This window comes from Vibrio sp. PID23_8 (genome assembly GCF_003584965.1).
In the GTDB taxonomy this organism is placed as follows: Bacteria; Pseudomonadota; Gammaproteobacteria; order Enterobacterales; family Vibrionaceae; genus Vibrio.
This window is the reverse complement of sequence record NZ_LIXE01000003.1, coordinates 186,992-205,105: the sequence shown is the minus strand read 5'-3', so window position 1 is coordinate 205,105 and position 18,114 is coordinate 186,992. Positions and strand designations below refer to the sequence as shown.

The 18,114-nt window shown below is 44.1% G+C and carries 15 protein-coding genes and 5 tRNA genes; 3 read left to right on the top strand and 17 right to left on the bottom strand.

Annotated elements, in window-relative coordinates:
• Window positions 1-20: 20 nt before the first annotated feature.
• Together AK966_RS07465 and AK966_RS07460 are read right to left on the bottom strand one after the other, a co-directional pair.
• Window positions 21-410 (bottom strand): nitrous oxide-stimulated promoter family protein, encoded by a 390-nt coding sequence (locus AK966_RS07465; RefSeq protein WP_099077798.1) that lies wholly within the window; start codon window positions 408-410, stop codon window positions 21-23.
• 14 nt (window positions 411-424) lie between these two features.
• Window positions 425-934, bottom strand: coding sequence for a GNAT family N-acetyltransferase (locus AK966_RS07460; RefSeq protein ID WP_099077799.1), 510 nt, complete (start codon window positions 932-934; stop codon window positions 425-427).
• Between the two features lie 72 nt (window positions 935-1,006).
• On the opposite strand from AK966_RS07460, the gene AK966_RS07455 reads away from it, so the two are divergent.
• Window positions 1,007-1,201, top strand: a complete 195-nt coding sequence (locus AK966_RS07455) for a DUF2986 domain-containing protein (RefSeq protein ID WP_119463852.1) — start codon at window positions 1,007-1,009, stop codon at window positions 1,199-1,201.
• A 141-nt stretch (window positions 1,202-1,342) separates the two neighbouring features.
• Here the strand turns inward: AK966_RS07455 and AK966_RS07450 are convergent, their stop codons facing one another.
• The gene (locus AK966_RS07450; protein WP_099077801.1) at window positions 1,343-1,831 is read right to left on the bottom strand and encodes an NYN domain-containing protein; all 489 of its coding nucleotides are present in this window, start codon (window positions 1,829-1,831) and stop codon (window positions 1,343-1,345) included.
• A gap of 193 nt (window positions 1,832-2,024) precedes the next feature.
• Here AK966_RS07450 and AK966_RS07445 point away from each other — a divergent pair, with 193 nt between their 5' ends.
• Window positions 2,025-2,465, top strand: coding sequence for a DUF4174 domain-containing protein (locus tag AK966_RS07445; protein WP_099077802.1), 441 nt, complete (start codon window positions 2,025-2,027; stop codon window positions 2,463-2,465).
• 113 nt (window positions 2,466-2,578) lie between these two features.
• On the opposite strand, the gene cobA is transcribed toward AK966_RS07445, so the two are convergent.
• From cobA to AK966_RS07380, 13 genes are all read right to left on the bottom strand, one after another.
• Window positions 2,579-3,340, bottom strand: coding sequence for a uroporphyrinogen-III C-methyltransferase (gene cobA / locus AK966_RS07440; protein WP_099077803.1), 762 nt, complete (start codon window positions 3,338-3,340; stop codon window positions 2,579-2,581).
• 174 nt (window positions 3,341-3,514) lie between these two features.
• On the bottom strand, window positions 3,515-4,363 hold the full coding sequence (locus AK966_RS07435) for a formate/nitrite transporter family protein (RefSeq protein WP_099077804.1): 849 nt from the start codon (window positions 4,361-4,363) through the stop codon (window positions 3,515-3,517).
• A 179-nt stretch (window positions 4,364-4,542) separates the two neighbouring features.
• Window positions 4,543-4,866, bottom strand: coding sequence for a nitrite reductase small subunit NirD (nirD, locus tag AK966_RS07430; protein WP_119463851.1), 324 nt, complete (start codon window positions 4,864-4,866; stop codon window positions 4,543-4,545).
• Between the two features lie 12 nt (window positions 4,867-4,878).
• Window positions 4,879-7,443, bottom strand: a complete 2,565-nt coding sequence (nirB, locus tag AK966_RS07425; protein ID WP_099077806.1) for a nitrite reductase large subunit NirB — start codon at window positions 7,441-7,443, stop codon at window positions 4,879-4,881.
• A gap of 562 nt (window positions 7,444-8,005) precedes the next feature.
• Complete coding sequence (locus AK966_RS07420; RefSeq protein WP_119463850.1) at window positions 8,006-9,613, bottom strand: DUF11 domain-containing protein; 1,608 nt, start codon at window positions 9,611-9,613, stop codon at window positions 8,006-8,008.
• A gap of 354 nt (window positions 9,614-9,967) precedes the next feature.
• Window positions 9,968-10,041: transfer RNA gene (locus tag AK966_RS07415), tRNA-Cys, on the bottom strand.
• 232 nt (window positions 10,042-10,273) lie between these two features.
• Window positions 10,274-11,974, bottom strand: a complete 1,701-nt coding sequence (locus tag AK966_RS07410; RefSeq protein ID WP_182852618.1) for an ankyrin repeat domain-containing protein — start codon at window positions 11,972-11,974, stop codon at window positions 10,274-10,276.
• Window positions 11,975-12,051: 77 nt separating this feature from the next.
• Window positions 12,052-13,617 carry a hypothetical protein gene (locus AK966_RS07405; RefSeq protein ID WP_147422374.1) on the bottom strand — a complete coding sequence of 522 codons (1,566 nt, stop codon included), beginning with the start codon at window positions 13,615-13,617 and terminating at the stop codon, window positions 12,052-12,054.
• Window positions 13,604-15,289 carry a hypothetical protein gene (locus tag AK966_RS07400; protein ID WP_099077810.1) on the bottom strand — a complete coding sequence of 562 codons (1,686 nt, stop codon included), beginning with the start codon at window positions 15,287-15,289 and terminating at the stop codon, window positions 13,604-13,606. The genes AK966_RS07405 and AK966_RS07400 overlap by 14 nt, the downstream gene beginning before the upstream one ends.
• A 288-nt stretch (window positions 15,290-15,577) precedes the next feature.
• Window positions 15,578-15,651: transfer RNA gene (locus AK966_RS07395), tRNA-Cys, on the bottom strand.
• Window positions 15,652-15,682: 31 nt separating this feature from the next.
• Window positions 15,683-15,769: transfer RNA gene (locus AK966_RS07390), tRNA-Leu, on the bottom strand.
• Window positions 15,770-16,299: 530 nt separating this feature from the next.
• Window positions 16,300-16,373 (bottom strand) — tRNA-Cys (locus tag AK966_RS07385).
• 35 nt (window positions 16,374-16,408) lie between these two features.
• Window positions 16,409-16,495, bottom strand: a tRNA-Leu gene (locus AK966_RS07380).
• A 245-nt stretch (window positions 16,496-16,740) separates the two neighbouring features.
• Here AK966_RS07380 and AK966_RS07375 point away from each other — a divergent pair.
• A complete protein-coding gene (locus AK966_RS07375) occupies window positions 16,741-17,670 on the top strand; it encodes a CHAD domain-containing protein (protein ID WP_099077811.1) in 930 nt (309 codons plus the stop codon).
• A gap of 95 nt (window positions 17,671-17,765) precedes the next feature.
• On the opposite strand, the gene AK966_RS07370 is transcribed toward AK966_RS07375, so the two are convergent.
• Window positions 17,766-18,011, bottom strand: a complete 246-nt coding sequence (locus tag AK966_RS07370) for a nitrite reductase (protein ID WP_099077812.1) — start codon at window positions 18,009-18,011, stop codon at window positions 17,766-17,768.
• Window positions 18,012-18,114: the final 103 nt, after the last annotated feature.

The following is an 18,114-nucleotide window of genomic DNA, read 5'->3' as shown; positions in this document are numbered from 1 at the left end:
ATTCAAACGAAAACGAGGGCTCAATGCTCTCGTTTTTTTTGTGCTGCTCTTCTGTGGCGATTCGATGCATTGGCAATAGGTTTTTCAGGAACGCTCCGCTTTTCATGCACCAAATGCCTAATCGCTAAAATGGGATGGTGTATTAGCATCCGCGGTCCGGAGTAACGCATCACCAAACGCATCAGCTCTTTCGGCTCCGGCTTGTAACAATGAATCGGACATTTATTGCACGCAGGCTTATCTTCACCATAAGGACAGCGATCTAAGCGAACCTCTGCATAATCCAACAATTTACGACACGCTGAGCACAACTCGCCTTTTGTGCCATGATGATCGTGGCAATACACCTCAATCATGGCTTTTACCGTTTTCAATTCTGTGGCAAGTTTGCCTAATAAAATCTCGCTCATTAACTAACCTAGATTCACAGTTTCATCGAGTAAAGTTGTAACGTCCGTCCATTATCGTACTGCTGTTCCACACGCTGATACTGAAAGCCGAGCTTTTTAAGCAAACTGATACTACGAATATTGTCATTTTTGGTGATAGCAACAAGGTTTTCTATATTCATTCCATCGCGGGCAAATTTAACGACAGCTTTCGCCGCTTCGATTGCATAACCTTTGCCATAAGCCGTTGGCAAATATCCGTAGCCAATATCAAGAGCAGTCAATGTATCACGCTTCACTAACCCGCATATACCTATTGGTTGGTTGTCATCTTTAGTTTCAACCACCAGCAAGCTCACGCCTTTAAGTTTTTGCATATGTAGCATGTTCAATTCGATGTAACGTTGTGCTTCATCTAAGGTACGAATTTGCTTGTCACCGACAAAGCGATAAAAATCTGGATGGTTATAGAGCTCTAAAATAAACGGCGCATCTTCTACACTAACAAGACGTAGTATTAGGCGCTCTGTATTAAGTGTTCTCATAGGGTATCCATTAGGCTTGTAACTTAGCGGAAAAATCACTATTCTGCCCCGCTAAATTAAAGGACCAACACCATGAACCGCAAGAAGAAAATCAACCAAATTTTAAAATCAAAGCTAAAAAAGCAGAATTCAAAACTGCACAAAAGCAACAAGCCCCGTTACATCTCTAAAGCTGAACGTGCAAAAATGGAAGCAGAAGAGCAAAACCAAGTGACTGAGCAAGGTACTGATAGTGCGGTAGAAAGTGAGGTTAGTGAGCAAAGTTAATGACTTTCGTGAATCCGTAGAGCTGACCGAGTGTCGACTTTCCTTAGTTCTACGACATCACAGAGGTGAATTGCTTGTGCGAACAATTCACCTCTGTTCTTAAAATGCATCACCGCAAATAAGCTATTACAGAAAAAGCAATTACAGCAAAAAATCATTTTCTATTGCAATAAAGCTGTCCGCCGCATCTATGAGAGTCTGAGAAGTGAGCTTAGGTACGCCATAAACGGTGACTTTCTTATTAAAACGTTGCTGGATACGTTCAACTAACATCGTAAAATCACCATCACCAGAAACCAGTATCACTTCGTCTACCTCTGGAGCAATCTCTATCGCATCGAGCGTGATGCCAACATCCCAATCCCCTTTAGCGCTACCATCTCTACGCTGAATAAACGGTTTTAACATCACTTCAAAACCCACACCACGTAAAATATGGTGGAATTGACGCTGTTTAGGATCATTACTAGCAATAGCATAAGCGCGAGCACTGACCACATGTTTGTCTTGTGTCGCCACATACCAGAACTGGTTGTAGTCAAAATTTGCTCGATACGCTTCTCGGCAGGTGTAATACACATTCTGCACATCAGCAAGAATCGCGACTGTTTGTTTATTTTCCGAACTCATCTATTTCGTACACCTTATCTTTTGCTGCATACCCTAAGCGACTTTGCCCAAAAGCACAATGAGCGATTTCCACTAAACTTACGTATGTATACAAGTAATCTCAAGGTGCTCTGCTCATAGATTCAGTTCAGCTAGAGTAACTTGGTTTACAGACGTGACCAGACCTGTTGTTCACGTTTATAGGAGTAATGCCATGATACACAAAGTACTCGCTCTATTGGTTACGTGCCTAGTGTCCACTGCTGCTTTTGGCTATCCGTCACATGATCAACACTGGCCGCATCGAAGTGTGCTGTATTTTGCGCCGAGCAATGATGACCACGTGAAGCAGTTTTTACTCGAAGCCTTAATGAACGAATGCGAACTCGAAGACCGTGACATTGTCACACTGGTTATTGCTGAAGATGGGTTTACTCAACCGGCATGGTTAAAAGAAGAATTCGATTTGAAGATGCTTGCCAAACTCTACCAAGTAAAACAAGGACAGCACACCGCAATTCTATTAGGAAAAGACGGTGAAGAAAAACACCGCTGGGGCGCAAAAACCGATTGGCAATTCATCAATAACCTCATTGATGAGATGCCAATGCGAAAAAGAGAAATGCAGCAGAAACGCAGCCCCTGTGCCATTTAATACTTAACAATGTCGAAGCTAAGTTATTATTAGACTTGGCTGCTATTAAGATTAGTTATTATAAATTTCAGTATTGTGAAGATTAGTGATTACGAGGCTTGGTATTATGAAACTTAATGTTTGCAGAACCAATCCAATTTATTGTGTAACTGAGTAACACTACCAACCACTATCAACGCTGGGCTTACGGCTTTCTCAGCCATATTTGCTAATTCACTCAACTTCCCTTGGAACACGCGTTGCTCTGGTCGCGTACCATTTTCGATGATAGCGCACGACATTTCTGGATCTAAACCATGCGTGATCAGCTTATCCATGATTTGACCACTTTGTTTTAGTCCCATGTAGAACACAAGTGTGTTATTTGACTGTGCCAATGAGTGCCATTCAATCTCACGACCATCTTTTTGCACGTGTCCTGTAATAAATTGAACACTCTGTGCGTGATCGCGATGCGTCAAAGGAATACCCGCATAAGCTGTCGCACCTGCAGCTGCCGTAATACCCGGGATCACTTCGTATTTGATGCCAAACTCGGCTAACTCTTCTAGCTCTTCACCACCACGGCCAAAAATAAACGAATCGCCACCTTTTAGGCGCACCACCCGCTTACCCTCTTGCGCTTTTTGTACCAAGATTTGGTTGATTTGATCTTGTGGTACGCAATGAAAGTCTAGTTTTTTACCTACATAGATCATCTCTGCTGATGCGTGCGCTAGCTCAAGAATGTCTTTCGACACTAATCGGTCATACACAACAACTTCAGCCGCTTGAATCGCTTTTAAGCCTTTGACTGTGAGTAAATCAGGATCGCCAGGCCCTGCGCCCACTAGTGAAACAAAGCCGTGGTTTAAAGATGAATGAACTGTAGTCATATCAATGCCTATCGGTAAATTTAGATATAAAAAGTAACACTCACATGATCCAATTAGGATTCAAACTACTCTAAAGAGTGATTACTTTTTATCGCCAAAACAATTAAATAACAGATGAAAGTTAAGATTAAAGCATGGCCCCATCTATCTAAAGATGGGGCTAGCACAAGCGAATTATTTCGCCATTGAAGGTTCTGCTTTTACTTCGTCTTGCGCATTGATAGATGGCGCAGTTTTAGCATGAGTTAGGTACAGTGGAATACATGTCATAACTAAACCACCAACAATGTTACCTAGGATTGTTGGAATTAGGTTGAAGTTCAACCATGTCGCAATGCCAAAATCCGCACCTAGAATCATACCCAGTGGGAATAGGAACATGTTTACTACTGTGTGTTCAAATACTAGTGCGAAGAAGATGAAGATCGGGAACCACATCATCGCTACGCGACCAGAAACTGAACGCGCTGTCATGTTGCCGATAACACCTAGACACACCATCAGGTTACAGAAGATACCGCGCACGAAACACGTGATCCATCCGTCCATACCCATATTCTCGAAACCAAGGCTACGTGCAGTAGAAACAGCGACAAATTTCTTCGCTACTGCATTCAGTTCTAGAGAAAAGTTGCCTGTCAAAGAGATAGCCACTAGGTAAGCAACGATCAGAGAACCGATTAGGTTACCCAAACCAACAAGCCCCCAACAACGGAAGATGCGACTCCACGTTATGCCAGGACGATTTTCGAACTTCGCTAATGGTGCAAGGCCGAAAACACCTGTCACTAGATCGTAACCCATGACGCTGAGAATCACAAAACCGACAGGGAAGACCAACGCTCCCACAAGGCCTATACCCGTTTGTACCATCGCTGTAATTGCGACCACAACCGCCAGAGAAAGAATAATACCAGCCATTGTACCGCGAAGAAGAAGATCGCGAGTACTAGTGTTGGTTTTCGCTTCACCCACGTTGATCATGGTTTGCACGAATTCTGCAGGCTTAAAGTCAGTAGACATGAATGTGTCCTTATTCAAAAATGTGAAAGTTAAAAATTAAAGATTGAATAGAGAAAGACTTACCGATGAGTAACACCTAGCTTCCCTGTACCCGTAGATGAACCACGGAAAGCCTTTGCCTATTAAATCTAGATTTCGGTTAGTTCCCTCCCCCAAAGAGGAGGGAACTCAAATCGAGCTTATGCAGAAATTTCCACTTCGCCGTTAGTCACGCGCGCTTTGTACGCTTTCACGTTGAAATGCTCGTCTTCCATGCAAACACCGGTTGCTAAATTAAATCGTTGCTTTTTAAGTGGGCTTGCAACCCAAAGCTCACCTTGGTGCTCACAGATCAAACCACGAGAAAGCACGTTTGATTGAAAAAACGGGTCTGTGTTGCTGATAGCCAGAACTTCTTCGGCTTCAGTCGGACGAAATACGGCAACTTGCTTTCCACCAAGCAGTGCACAAATGCCAGTGCCCGGTACGATATCGCTGATTTGGCAAATCTTTTCAAATGACATATCAACTCTTCCTTATGCTTCAGTGATCGCTACGTGTAGGATGTCGCCTTTCACTTCAGGGTATTTCTCCGTGAAAGTTGCAGGGCGGTGCTGTTCACGCTCTTGTACAAACACAACGTTGTCATCGCGTTTGTCAGAGTTGATGAAGTGTGCAAAACGTTTCAATTGTGATTCATCATTGATGGTCGCAGTCCACTCACACTCGTACTCGTCTACAAGCTTCGCTACGTCTTCTTCTAGTTGAGCGTTGATGCCAAGTTTGTCTTCAACAATCACTTCGCGTAGGTAGTCAACGCCACCTTCCATGTTTTCCATCCAAACCGATGTGCGTTGTAGTGGCGCGGCAGTGCGGATGTAGAACATCATGAAGCGGTCGATGTACTTAATTAACGTTTCTTTATCTAGGTCACTTGCTAGTAGGTCTGCGTGACGAGGTTTCATGCCGCCGTTACCACATACGTACATGTTCCAACCTGCGTCAGTCGCGATGATGCCAAGGTCTTTACCTTGTGCTTCCGCACACTCACGAGTACAGCCAGAAACACCGAACTTCATCTTATGAGGGGTACGAATGCCTTTGTAGCGGTTCTCGATGTACGAGCCTAGACCGACAGAGTCTTGAACGCCGTAACGACACCACGTCGAGCCAACGCATGTCTTCGCCATACGAAGCGCTTTTGCGTAAGCTTGACCGGTTTCGAAACCAGCATCGATAAGCTTGCGCCAGATCTGTGGAAGATCGTCTTTTTGAGCACCAAACAGACCGATACGCTGTGCGCCTGTCACTTTAGTGTATAGGTTGTATTCCTCAGCAACCGCCGCTAGAACACCCAGCGCTTGAGGCGTTACTTCACCACCTGCCATACGAGGGATAACAGAGTAAGTACCGTCTTTTTGGATGTTACCCAGGAAGTTATCATTGGTGTCGTGCAGCTTAACCAATTGAGGCTTAAGAATGTGCTCACCCCAACAAGAAGCCAAGATTGAACCAGCCAGTGGTTTACACACTTCACAGCCGTAACCTTTACCGTACTTCTCTAGAAGCTCTTCAAACGTTTTGATCTCTTCGATGCGGATCAAGTGGAATAGCTCTTGACGAGAGTAAGCAAAGTGCTCACATACGTCGCTCTTCACTTCGATACCCGATTTCGCAAGCTCTGCGTTCAGTACTGAAGTCACGAGAGGAATACACCCACCACAACCTGTACCTGCACCTGTTATCGCTTTGATGTCACCCAATGTGTGATGACCATCAGCCACCGCTTGCGCGATCTTACCTTTGGTCACATCGAAACATGAACAGATAACTGCGCTCTCTGGTAGTGCGTCTGCGCCCAGAGACGGTTTTTCTGCGCCTGCGTGTGCTGGTAAGATCAACGCGTCAGGGTGCTCAGGTAGGTCGATTTCATTCAGCATAAGCTGTAGAAGATCACCGTAGTCAGACGTATCGCCAACCATCACTGCACCAAGCAATTTCTTATTGTCTTCTGATACGATAAGTCGTTTGTAAACTTCTTGCTCTTCGTTTTGGTAAACGTAGCTCTTACAACCTTCTGTGCGACCGTTCGCATCACCAATAGAGCCAACTTTCACGCCAAGCAATTTAAGTTTCGCAGACATGTCTGCGCCTTGGAATTTGCTTTCTGTATTACCCAGTAGGTGATCAACCGCAACTGTCGCCATTTTGTAACCAGGCGCCACAAGACCGTAGAACATTTCGTTCCAAGACGCACACTCACCGATAGCGTAAATGTTATCATCCGATGTTTGACAGTGGTCATTGATCGCTACACCACCACGAGGAGCAACATCTAATCCCATTTGACGAGCAAGTTTGTCTTGAGGACGAATACCCGCAGAGAATACGATGAAGTCTGTCTCTAGCTCAGTACCGTCTGCAAAGCGCATAACGTTACGAGCGCTTGTACCTTCTGCAGCAATCTCAAGCGTGTTCTTGCTGGTGTGAACGTTCACGCCCATACGCTCGATCTTTTGGCGAAGTTGGTTACCACCAGCAAGGTCAAGTTGCTCTGCCATCAGCTTTGGTGCGAACTCAACAACGTGTGTTTCTACACCCAACGCTTTCAGTGCGCCTGCCGCTTCAAGGCCTAGCAGGCCACCGCCGATAACTACGCCTGATTTGCTCTTCTTCGCACACGCTTCGATCGCTTTAAGATCTTCGATAGTACGGTAAACAAAACAGTCTTTGCTTTCGTGACCTTTGATAGGTGGAACAAATGGGAATGAGCCAGTAGCAAGAATCAGCTTGTCGTATTGAACTTCACGGCCAGTGCTTGAGTAAACGATGCGGTTTTCACGGTTGATGTTAATCGCGCGTTCGCCGATCAACATGTTAATACCGTGCTTCTCGTAGAAACCTTCTTTTACTAAGGAAAGCTCGTCTGCAGTATGGTGAGAAAAGTAAGAGGAAAGGTGTACACGGTCATATGCGACACGAGGTTCTTCACAGAAAACCGTAATGTCCATATTAGAAACATCGGTTTTGTCGACTAAGTCTTCGATGTAACGGTGGCCTACCATGCCGTTACCGATGACAACTAGCTTCAACTTGCTCATTCTAATTCCTAAGGGTTAGGTTCTTATCACTGAGCGCATTGTTAATTATGAAAGAAAATTAATACATGATGTAAATCAATTACAGAATCAAACTACCCTAAAGGGGTAGGAGCAATATTTAACCATAAGACAAGCCTTAACTTTCGTAACTTTGGCAAGAATCGTGTAATTTAAACAAACAAACAAAAGCAACGTATTTTTCATATTGTTTCACAACAATAAAAATAGAACCCGTTTTGATAACTCTCTATTCGGCCCAGACAATAATTGATAAAGAGTGGATTATTGTGCAGTCAGACTTCTACATCCGGTAACCTCTAAAGATTTGGGTGCGTCAGTTGGCTATTTTGAATATCTGAAAAAGCGAATTAGTTTAAATTCTCCCCCGCAGAGTCACTTCCGTGTTTTTCATACTCAATAGGTTACTGTTAAACGACTTGTGCTGAGACAGGCAGGATCTGCTAAAAGCCCTATTCTGGCAAACACGGAAGTTATGGAGGGAAAGAAAAACCGGGCAAAGAACAAAAAGCCTGGAAACATCCAGGCTTTTTAACGCCATCATTTAGTTACTTGGTACAGGACAGATATTACAATCAGCAGAGGCTGTATCTGTGCCCTTAGTGCCATCAATCTTCAAGAAGCCAACCGCTGTGACCGTGTCTCGGAATGATTGCGTTTGTGAATTGCTAAACGCTTTAGGAATATAGCTACCACTGTATGAGCTACACTCGTTACCACTATTTGGAGGCCCGAGCACGACATTGCTCAGTACTACAACGTCATCTGAGGTATCACTCGGCGTGCCTGAGTCATCCACAACAGAAACGTTAACCAACGTCAAATCTGGCGTTGTATTGCAAACCATGCCAGAGAAGCTTACTTCGGCAACAATGCCACTCGAGGTTTGTTTGAATCCGCTGGTACATGATTTATTCACACTGATCATTGCTGATAACGGTATTTTCTCACAAGGATCGCTGGCAGTATCCGTAATCGTTGCTTGTCCACCAGGTGTTGCGGCAGCGGTGACTTTTACAGTGTTGGTTAGACCATTACTTGTACTCTCAAAGCTTCCTGAGTAGCTTGCACTCTGACCTGAGGCAATACTACCAAGACTGTGAGTGGTACCCGCTTCCAGATCTTCAACGACTACGTCATATAGTGTGCCTACACCATCATTAATAACGTTACCGCTATAGTTATAGATATAGCCGTCTTCAGTCGCGTTCACAATCGCTTGATTACACGTTTTGGTAATATCTACACTACATAACTCAAAGTCTCCAACGACAAAGTCTTTCAACTGCGCTGTAACACTACTTGATGCACGCGTCTCTGCGGCAAAAGCACTAAAACAGGTGTCCGCTTGAAGAAGCTGTGTAATATTTACGCCCCCTTCGAAGAAGGTTTCCGGAGGGAAAACATCGTCTACACCATCTTTAGGAGTATACGGCCATGGCGAAGTTGCATCAGACGTATTTGTAGAAGCACAAACCAATTGATTTCCCGGAGCACATAGTGCATTGGTTCTAATTTTTAAACGAAGGTTTGCAGCTGCACACTGTCCATCTTGTGGATTATTACTCGCAGCTTTGTTACAAGTTGTATCCCATTCTAGAACCAAAATCTCAGGTCCAGCATTCGCCGATTGTAAGTAATTTACTTGGATAAGTAAGTCACCCGCGACGTGTTCACCGGAAAACGTACCGTCAGGATTCGTTCCAACAGAATCTTGATAAAACCAAAATCCTAAAAAGGCGTCGCCGCTATTGCCGAAGCGGTTTGCACCAAAGGTTAAGATAAGTTCATTGTTGATAATATAAGCCGCTGCATACGCATGATGAATGTCCCCTTTATCGAGGACAGTCCCGGTCTTCCAACCTAACTGAGGGATGTCTTGTATGTCTTTTTTACCCCCGGTAAATATCGTGTCTGGGGTGGCGGTATCATCTTCAAAGCTAAAGACTTGTGCAGAGCCAGCGAGTGGCGGAGTTCCCCAATCGTCGGGGGCACCAACTCCTGAATCATCAACAGCGTTTGCGTTTGGCTCTAGCTCAAACACCCCATCAGTTGGTGTCGCAAATGCAGAACTACCAATCAAAACACTCGTAAAAGCTGCAAATATAAAGCTCGTCATCGTATGCCAGAGATCTGGCTTATCAGGTTTCATAATCTACTCCTTAGAACACTTCTAAAACTTGACGAAGGTCCATATGTCATTCATTGCCTTTAAAAGAGTGAAAGCGTGATACGACTTTCGTTTCACCATCACTAAGGCATAGAGCGTGCCATCGGTTAAGTTATTGATTTATTAAAACTTGAATATGTAATAGAAGAGCTAAGTGGACACATTGTTCAGTCACAATCGCAACGAAAATCGATTAGGGTAGAAAATCAGTAATAAATAGAGAGACTAACGAGTGAAGAGTATGATGTTACAATTTGATACAGTCTAGTTCACATATGTTACAGATTAGTGCTTTAACTGCGATATTAGGTAGATTGAAATCAGGATGAATAGAAATGGAGGCGCCTCCCGGAGTCGAACCGAGGTCCACGGATTTGCAATCCGCTGCATAGCCACTCTGCCAAGGCGCCATTTTGTCGTTTCTAAACAGAAACATTTGAAAGGTATCTTCGAGGCTACCGCCTTCCTGATGCCGCGTACTTTAACGATTTATGTGGGATAGTCAAAGAAAATAACGCCCTTTTAATCCGTTTGGTATAAAAAACAACAAATTGCTGCTTTATCGAACCAAATGGGACAAAATTATCTAGCTAAGCGTATTTCTCGCAAATTATACCTAATAAGCCATGGCCTAGTAGCACTTCAGTGTGATATTCCAACTTGCTTAGCAATTTGCTTGTTACCTTTAAACAACGCCCAGTCAGCAGCTGTCTTCCCTTGCCGATCTTTTATCGTTTTATCAGCCCCAAGTTTCATCAATAAGTCTACAGCTTCAATGTGATTTTTTACCGTCGCATTCATCAGTGGTGTTCGTTGGTCATGATCAAGAGTATTAACCTCTGCCCCCGCCTGAATCAGCTCGGCAAGTACGTTAACGTTACCTCCTTGAGCAGCCCAATGTAATGCGGTACGTCCTAGCGTATCCTTCGTTGCTATTTTACTTCCTTTTTGTATAAGTAAGCGCACCAACTCAGAAGATCCTGTCAGCGAAGCGGCCATTAATGGAGTGAGTCCCTGTCGATCCGAAAGCTCAATTTTGGCGCCGCTGTCCAACAGCAAATCTACCGTATCGTTTTGATGATTTCCTGACGCTAAGAGAAGCGCGGTTGCACCATTTTGGTCTTGCCAATCCAGGTTAACTCCAGCAGAGATCAATTGAGCAGCGGTACGCGAATGCCGTCCTGCGATAGCATAGAACAACGCATTCCATCCTGGAGTATTCACCTTGTTCAAATCGACTTTGTTCTCAAGCAGTAATTCAGTGACCCCACTGAATCCCCCACCAGCCGCCATCATCAAGGCAGTGACTCCACCTACATTCTGTGCGTTTACTAGGGTATTTTCTAGACCCAATAGATAACTGACGACAGCGACATGACCATTTTGAGCGGCCAACATCAGTGGCGTAAAATTATGACGTTGCATACTGTTAACCTCTGCCCCCTCTTCGACTAATAATCGTGTAGCCGCAAGGTTTCCATTCATCGCCGCTAAGTGCAAAGGATTGTAGTTGTAATTGTCACGAGGCTGAATATTAACACCTTCTCTCAACAACATGACGACCAGCTTGCCATCACCTTCTTCGGCGGCATAATGAAGCGCCGTCCGTCCTTGAGCGTCAGGTCCGTCAATTTCGGCTCCGGCCTCAATCAACAAACTGGTGATTTCGGGACTTTGTCTAGCAATAGAGGCCGCTAACACAGTTTGTCCTTTATCATTCTGGCTGTTAGGCTGCGCGCCCGCCATTAATAAATCTGCAACCAAAGCTTTATCGCCATGCTTGACCGCAATAAACAATGGTGACTGCCCTTGGTCTGCTGCTAGGTGCACGTTAGCACGCATATGAATAAGAACCTTGGCCACTTTATTATGTTTTAATTGGATTGCGGTATAAAGTGCCGTTCTAGAGCGTTGGTCGCGTTTATTTAACGCTGCACCTAGATCAATCAACTGCTTAGCAAGAATCTCATTCCCCACCTCGGCTGCAAGCATCAACGGCGTCTGCCCTCGGCGATTTACAGCGTTGATGTCTGCCTCATATTTTATCAAGCTCCGAACAGCGGATTCGTGAGCTTGTAAAATTGCACTCCCCAGTAGAGTTTGTCCTGTTACAGGGTCAATCTGGTTAATCCATTCTGGCTGATTGGAAACTGACTTTTCTAAGGCCGCGAAGTCTTCGCTATATAAAGCATGCTTTGTCTTTTCGTATTCACCACTAACCGGTTTTCCCGCTTGTTGCTTATAAGTGTGGTCACTGCCACCTTTTGGCTGAACTGTGGTGGTAGCTCCCGCGAAACCGATAGAGAACAAGAGCAAAACAGTCGTTACGACTAGTCTTATCACTAAGTTGTTCCCTATCGCCCGCCAGGAGCCCATACTGCATGATTCATTTACATAGCTGCTCATAGTATGACCTTTTATTATTGTAAGTCATCCCAGTTGATAACCAATTCAGCGTTAAAGATCTTCACCGCTTTCTTGTCCCCTTTCACGTAAACAGCAAGATCAAAGTCTGGAGTTAATGGCAATCCGTTTATTGAGACCCCATTCGTCGCGTCTGGTGAACCATCGGCTCCAAGATTAATACTATTTTGACTCGCATCGACCCATCCTCGACTCGTTGATAGTGGTGACACACCTTTAAAATCCAGAAGATCAATCGTGGTTGTTGTGTAATCTCCCGTTGAGTATTTTTGATCCTCCTTATCAAATGGTGGCGTAGTACATTCGCTGCTGGTATTTGCAATCTCGAGACTTGGCACATCCTGCCCATATTTATTGGCTTTTAGACGCCATCGCGGTCCAACTACAGACTCAACCGCTTCAAATGGGTCACGGTCGATACTGGTATACCAAGCATTGGTCATACCGGAAATTAAATCGCTAGAAAACGCATCCGACTGTCCAAAAGATGCATTTTTGTACAGCGTACCCGCAGGAATAAAGTCACCATCACCTTCATAACAATCACGTACCGACTGCCAGTTTGAACCGATGGCTAGGTAGCTAGGTAGCCGTCCAGTTGCTGCTTCATTCTCCATATCTTCTGGACGAATCTGGTCGTTCGGATTATTTGTGATTGAATGGGTAATCGTCAACGTTGCACTGCTTACTGGGTAAGCGGTTTCAGGGTTATCCTTCCATAATTGTGGTAATGCCATTCTGGCATAAAGGCGAACGTCGTTAGGCCGCTTTATTAAGTTCCCCCAGCGATATAACGGTTTTCCATCATCTTTTAGCGTAATGGAATAATCCTTACCTACGGCAATATCGTGCTGAACCGTTGACTCATTAGCGTCCATTTGCTCCCCTGGCACCATCGATGTTAATACTTCTTCCGTCACCTCAAAATTACGTACGATCTTCAGCACATCACTCAATTTATTATTCACGCAATTATCGACAATCTGACCGGTAGCAGGATCAAGTAGATCTCGCTGGATTTCTGTTGTGGAGTAAGGCACCGATACATTACAGCTAAGCACATGTTCCATCACCACATAATGTTCAGATGAACACTTCACACTTGACCCACCAACCCCAGAACACCAAGTTCCGTAACCATCTCGAGTCTTAAATAAGTTCGTTTCGACATTAGCAATAGCAACGCCATCACCATAGGTGTCATCGTTAATATTCCCTGCAAAGCCTTCGGCGTAGTCTTCATCAAATGTACGTGGTGCTGCACCAACAAAATCTGAAACAACGTATCCAAAATTACTCTCAATAGGATAAAGTGTAATCCCCTCGTTATCCGTTACCTGTTGTGCGGCACCATCTGGGCATACGCTGTACGTACTGTCAGTCATACCACATATAACGGATTGATCCTCTGCGTAAGTGGCATTGTCCTTACCCCCCTGCACATCCATGACACTGAATGTGTGTCGTTGAACAAACGTATTTTGCGCCGCCAGTAGCCCAGGTGTGACGGTAAGGCACAAAAGGCAGGTAATGGTATTAATGCTAAATTTATAAGCCCTCATCGCTGTCACCTCCCAAATTTACTGGGGAATAATCTATATTTAGTGTCGCATTGTAGATTCGAGTCCCTTTCGCATCCCCTTTGATATAAACTGCAAGATCAAAGTCCTCTGTCAAAGGCAATCCATTGATTGACGTACCATTTCCTTCATCGGTTCTATTTGAGGCGCCGATATTAACCGAGTTTTTGCTCGCATCCACCCAGCCTTCACTGGTACTTAACGGCGATTCTTCACCATCACGGTAGTCCAATAAGTTAATGGTTGTCCTAGTTTCAGTTCCCACAACGTATTTATAGCTATCGTGGTTATAGGGTGGCGGTGTGCAGGATGCAAATGGGATCTCTAACGAAGGCACATCTTGACCAAACTTGTTCGATTTTAGTCGCCAGCGAGGCCCAACATTAGTTCCGCTATCAAATGGATCTCTATCGATCGTGGTATACCATGCATTGGTTAGACCTTTAGTAAGATCGGCAGAAAAACCGTTTGAATTGGCAAACGCGCTATTTTTAAAGAGCGTTCCTGCTGGAATAAAATCACCGTCGCCCTCGTAGCAATCGCGAGTAGAAACCCAGTTTTCGCCAACCACCGAATAAGATGGAAGTCTGCCTGTCGCCGCTTCGTTTTCCATATCTTCTGGTCGCAACTGATCGTTTGGGTTATTGGTAATTTCGTGGATGACGACTAACTCTGCTTTAATTACCTCATAATTCGCCCCTGGGACTTTCCATGCATTCGGCAACGCCATACGAGCATAAAGTCGGATATCGTTTGGACGTTTGACTGCATTCCCCCATCGATATAACACTTTCCCGTCGTCCTTTAAGCTGACACTGTAGTCTTTACCAAGCGCTAAGTCTTGACGAACGCTCGATTCATTCGCCGCCATTTGCCCTTCAGTAGGGTCATTGCTGGTGAGCTGCTCTGTGGTCACAACACCATCGCGAACAATAAATAATTCATCATCCAAACGCTCGTCACTACAACTGCCAATAATTTTATTTGGGCCAACCAATTCAGGATTCGGATCAACAAGGCTACGCTGCTCTCCACTAAGTGGATCTAGGAGTCTCAAATTTAAAAAATCAGTAGTGGCATATGGAATCGATTCATAGCAGGTCAGAATATGCTCCATCGTCGTGTAGTGTTCTGTGGAGCATTTCACTAAGCTTCCCCCTAATCCTGAACACCAAGTCCCGAGTAACTTAGGTGCCTTAAATACACCTGTTGGGGCATTCGCCACCATCAACCCCGCTCCGTTAGGCAATAGATTGATGTTGTTAGCCCAACCCTCTGCATAATCACCATCTAGCACTTTAGATGCTGCCCCCACAAAATCTTCGATAACGTATCCAAATTCGCTATCGATCGGGTACAGAATTTGGCCTGATTTTTTTTCAATCAGTGGCTGCGTATTGTTGCAATCAGGACTTTCAGTCGTGATCCCACAAAGAATTGCAGGATTTTGGGCATACGTACTGCCGTCAAATTGACCGATAATGTCATCAACACTGAATGTATGAGTAACCGAATAGTTTATGGCTTGAGTGTCTTCGTCTTGGCAACCCATTAGAATTGTAGGTAGGCTTACGACGGAAATTAAAAAAAGCACAAGCGCTGTCAATTTGCTCGTAGCAACATGCCGTCGGCCATAATACGAGGAAAATTTCATGCTGCCCTCCTTGTAACTCGAATAAATACACTTCTTATCGATAGGTATAGGACAGAATGAATGCTCACATCGTTGCTTATAAGTTTATTTTACTTGCACTTGATGCATATCAATGTCGGAACTAAAAATGCACCTCAGCGTACACTCAGAACAGGGTTTATTTAATGAAAATTGCAGATGGTTTGGGTTCACATTTGTCCAAATGCGTCCCATTTTTTAAAGCATACTTGAGGAGGTTGTTTGGATAAAACGACAAAAGCCAGTCATTAGACTGGCTTTCTAAAAGAATGGAGGCGCCTCCCGGAGTCGAACCGAGGTCCACGGATTTGCAATCCGCTGCATAGCCACTCTGCCAAGGCGCCTTACCGAATTGTTGTTCTCGTATAATTTAGATGGTGCCCCGGGCCGGACTTGAACCGGCACGACGCGAACGTCGAGGGATTTTAAATCCCTTGTGTCTACCAATTTCACCACCAGGGCAACGCAATCATGCGATGGACGACACCATCTTCTCTTCGGCTGTTGCCGTGAGAACGAGACGTACTTTAACGGATTGAGATTATAGGTCAACAGTTATTTTATTCTTTTTATTCAAGTGATTAAAAAGCCAACTTACATGTACATTCTCTACTCACATTGCTCAATCAACCTTCAATTAAACACTTGATCTGTGGTTTTGCATTATACCAATCTACAGCAGTCTCCATTTATCGGGCCAAGCTAAGATCATAAAAAACACCGAATTCTTTACCTCTTACGATTTAACTTAGTGTGTTCGTCTTTAACTGTACGAGGAAGCATTGCAAAACGTTCCCGAACTCGTTAATGAACTAGATCATTTTTCTATAGAGCGACTTGCTAGCTGCAATTGATACTTTGTTCTAAACAATTTTTCATCGAAATCTGCTCGCCACCTATTTCTTCAGGTAGGTAAACCATTAACTAAGGCATTTTTTGAGGAAAATGTTGAATACAAAAAAACCAGCACTAAGCTGGTTTATTCGAAATAATGGAGGCGCCTCCCGGAGTCGAACCGAGGTCCACGGATTTGCAATCCGCTGCATAGCCACTCTGCCAAGGCGCCTTACTGAATTGTTGTTCTCGAATCAAACACTGAGATGGTGCCCCGGGCCGGACTTGAACCGGCACAACGCGAACGTCGAGGGATTTTAAATCCCTTGTGTCTACCAATTCCACCACCAGGGCAACGCAATCATGCGATGGATGACACCATCTTCTCTAACGACTAGCGCCATGAGAACGAGGTGAACTTTAACGGATTGAGATTATAGATCAACAGTTATTTTATTCTTTTTATTCAAATGATTAAAAAGCAATCTCAAAAGAGCGTTTCATACTCAAATCGCCTAATGAACCGCCAGCTCTGCGGTGGCAGAAAAAACACCACTCGCCTTCTAAACTTAATATATGCTGTGCAATTAAGGAGCATCATGACACTACCAGCCAGACACAAACTAACACTAAGTTTGGACCCAGATGCAGATCTACATTTTTGCGTCCCGGCCTTCCTTCTTCATGAATTCAACTATGCACGTTCTTTAGAAGAAGGACTGGCATTGAGTCTCGACCCCGAATTTAACCATCAATATCGCGTCGCTCTGAGGCGAACCAGATCGCTCTGCCTTTTACTAAAAGAGACCCTGCCTCCTTTTGAATTAAGCATTCTAAAGCCGAGTCTTAAACTATTAATGAAGCAAACCAATAAATTAAGGGATCTCGATGTGTTCATCTTGGGTAAAGCCGCTTATTACGCGATGTTGCCAGAGCGCAAAGAATCACTACATAAAGTCTTTGCTCATATAGAAGCACGCCAACGTATAGAACAATCAAGAGTTAGTTTATGGCTACAGAGTGATGGTTACCAGAAAACATGTGTCTTACTGAGTAATAGCTTCCATCGTGCAATAAGTAATGACGATGATACGCTCCAAAACTCCACACTGGCGTTTTCAAATAGCAAAGTACTTAGTCACTTTACAAAGGTCATCAAAGCCAGTAAAAAGCTCTCCCCCACCAGCCCTGACGATGCCATTCATCGCCTAAGAATTGAGTGTAAAAAACTACGCTATCTTCTTGAGTATTTTTCAGTTTTCTATCCCGATGAGCGGCACAAGTCCAACGTAAAACATCTCAAGTCTCTCCAAGACAGCTTGGGGGATTTCAATGACACATCATCCCAACTGGCTTTCTTTAGGCAGCAACGTGAATCGAACGTATTTGGAAAAGAGGAACTGAAAACTGTTAAAACGTTGCTAAAAAAACTTAAAATGCACCACTTTGATGCTAGGTTATCCGTTTTAAATCACCTTAAAGATTTTCAGCGCGCAATCCATCAAAACGCGTCACTCAGTATTTATTGATGCTAATGAGTAAGTACATTCGAAAAAAGATTTTTTGATGAAAGGTAACAGATAAGAGCATATCTCCTAAACAAAAAAACGGATTTTGGATTGAACTATAGGGAAGCAATTTCTTTATCAAGTTGGTATTTGCTGTCAGTAACGATGCGCTCTAGTACTTCTACGCGCTGCTTTAAGTCTTCAACCTGCTTTTTGAGGCTATCTCGCTCTTCTTTGGCCATCTGATTGCGGTCTGATATTTCTAATGCCTTCACTTCCTTACGATGGTTCAGGATCAGTTTAACGATACCACCACCAAATATTGCCCCAAATACAATAAATACTATCAGTACGTCTTCCATAACGTCTTATTCCTTTTATGTTATCTGCATCCAAGTCATTATAAGTTAAGCATTTAAAAGGCAAATATCAAATCTAAATTCCATCACGCAGGGGGAGGATTTG

Excerpts from the sequence above, each read along its gene's own strand:
- AK966_RS07465 (WP_099077798.1), bottom strand. The coding sequence starts at position 410 with ATGAGCGAGATTTTATTAGGCAAACTTGCCACAGAATTGAAAACGGTA.
- AK966_RS07460 (WP_099077799.1), bottom strand. The coding sequence starts at position 934 with ATGAGAACACTTAATACAGAGCGCCTAATACTACGTCTTGTTAGTGTA.
- AK966_RS07455 (WP_119463852.1), top strand. The coding sequence starts at position 1,007 with ATGAACCGCAAGAAGAAAATCAACCAAATTTTAAAATCAAAGCTAAAA.
- AK966_RS07450 (WP_099077801.1), bottom strand. The coding sequence starts at position 1,831 with ATGAGTTCGGAAAATAAACAAACAGTCGCGATTCTTGCTGATGTGCAG.
- AK966_RS07445 (WP_099077802.1), top strand. The coding sequence starts at position 2,025 with ATGATACACAAAGTACTCGCTCTATTGGTTACGTGCCTAGTGTCCACT.
- cobA (WP_099077803.1), bottom strand. The coding sequence starts at position 3,340 with ATGACTACAGTTCATTCATCTTTAAACCACGGCTTTGTTTCACTAGTG.
- AK966_RS07435 (WP_099077804.1), bottom strand. The coding sequence starts at position 4,363 with ATGTCTACTGACTTTAAGCCTGCAGAATTCGTGCAAACCATGATCAAC.
- nirD (WP_119463851.1), bottom strand. The coding sequence starts at position 4,866 with ATGTCATTTGAAAAGATTTGCCAAATCAGCGATATCGTACCGGGCACT.
- nirB (WP_099077806.1), bottom strand. The coding sequence starts at position 7,443 with ATGAGCAAGTTGAAGCTAGTTGTCATCGGTAACGGCATGGTAGGCCAC.
- AK966_RS07420 (WP_119463850.1), bottom strand. The coding sequence starts at position 9,613 with ATGAAACCTGATAAGCCAGATCTCTGGCATACGATGACGAGCTTTATA.
- AK966_RS07405 (WP_147422374.1), bottom strand. The coding sequence starts at position 13,617 with ATGAGGGCTTATAAATTTAGCATTAATACCATTACCTGCCTTTTGTGC.
- AK966_RS07400 (WP_099077810.1), bottom strand. The coding sequence starts at position 15,289 with ATGAAATTTTCCTCGTATTATGGCCGACGGCATGTTGCTACGAGCAAA.
- AK966_RS07375 (WP_099077811.1), top strand. The coding sequence starts at position 16,741 with ATGACACTACCAGCCAGACACAAACTAACACTAAGTTTGGACCCAGAT.
- AK966_RS07370 (WP_099077812.1), bottom strand. The coding sequence starts at position 18,011 with ATGGAAGACGTACTGATAGTATTTATTGTATTTGGGGCAATATTTGGT.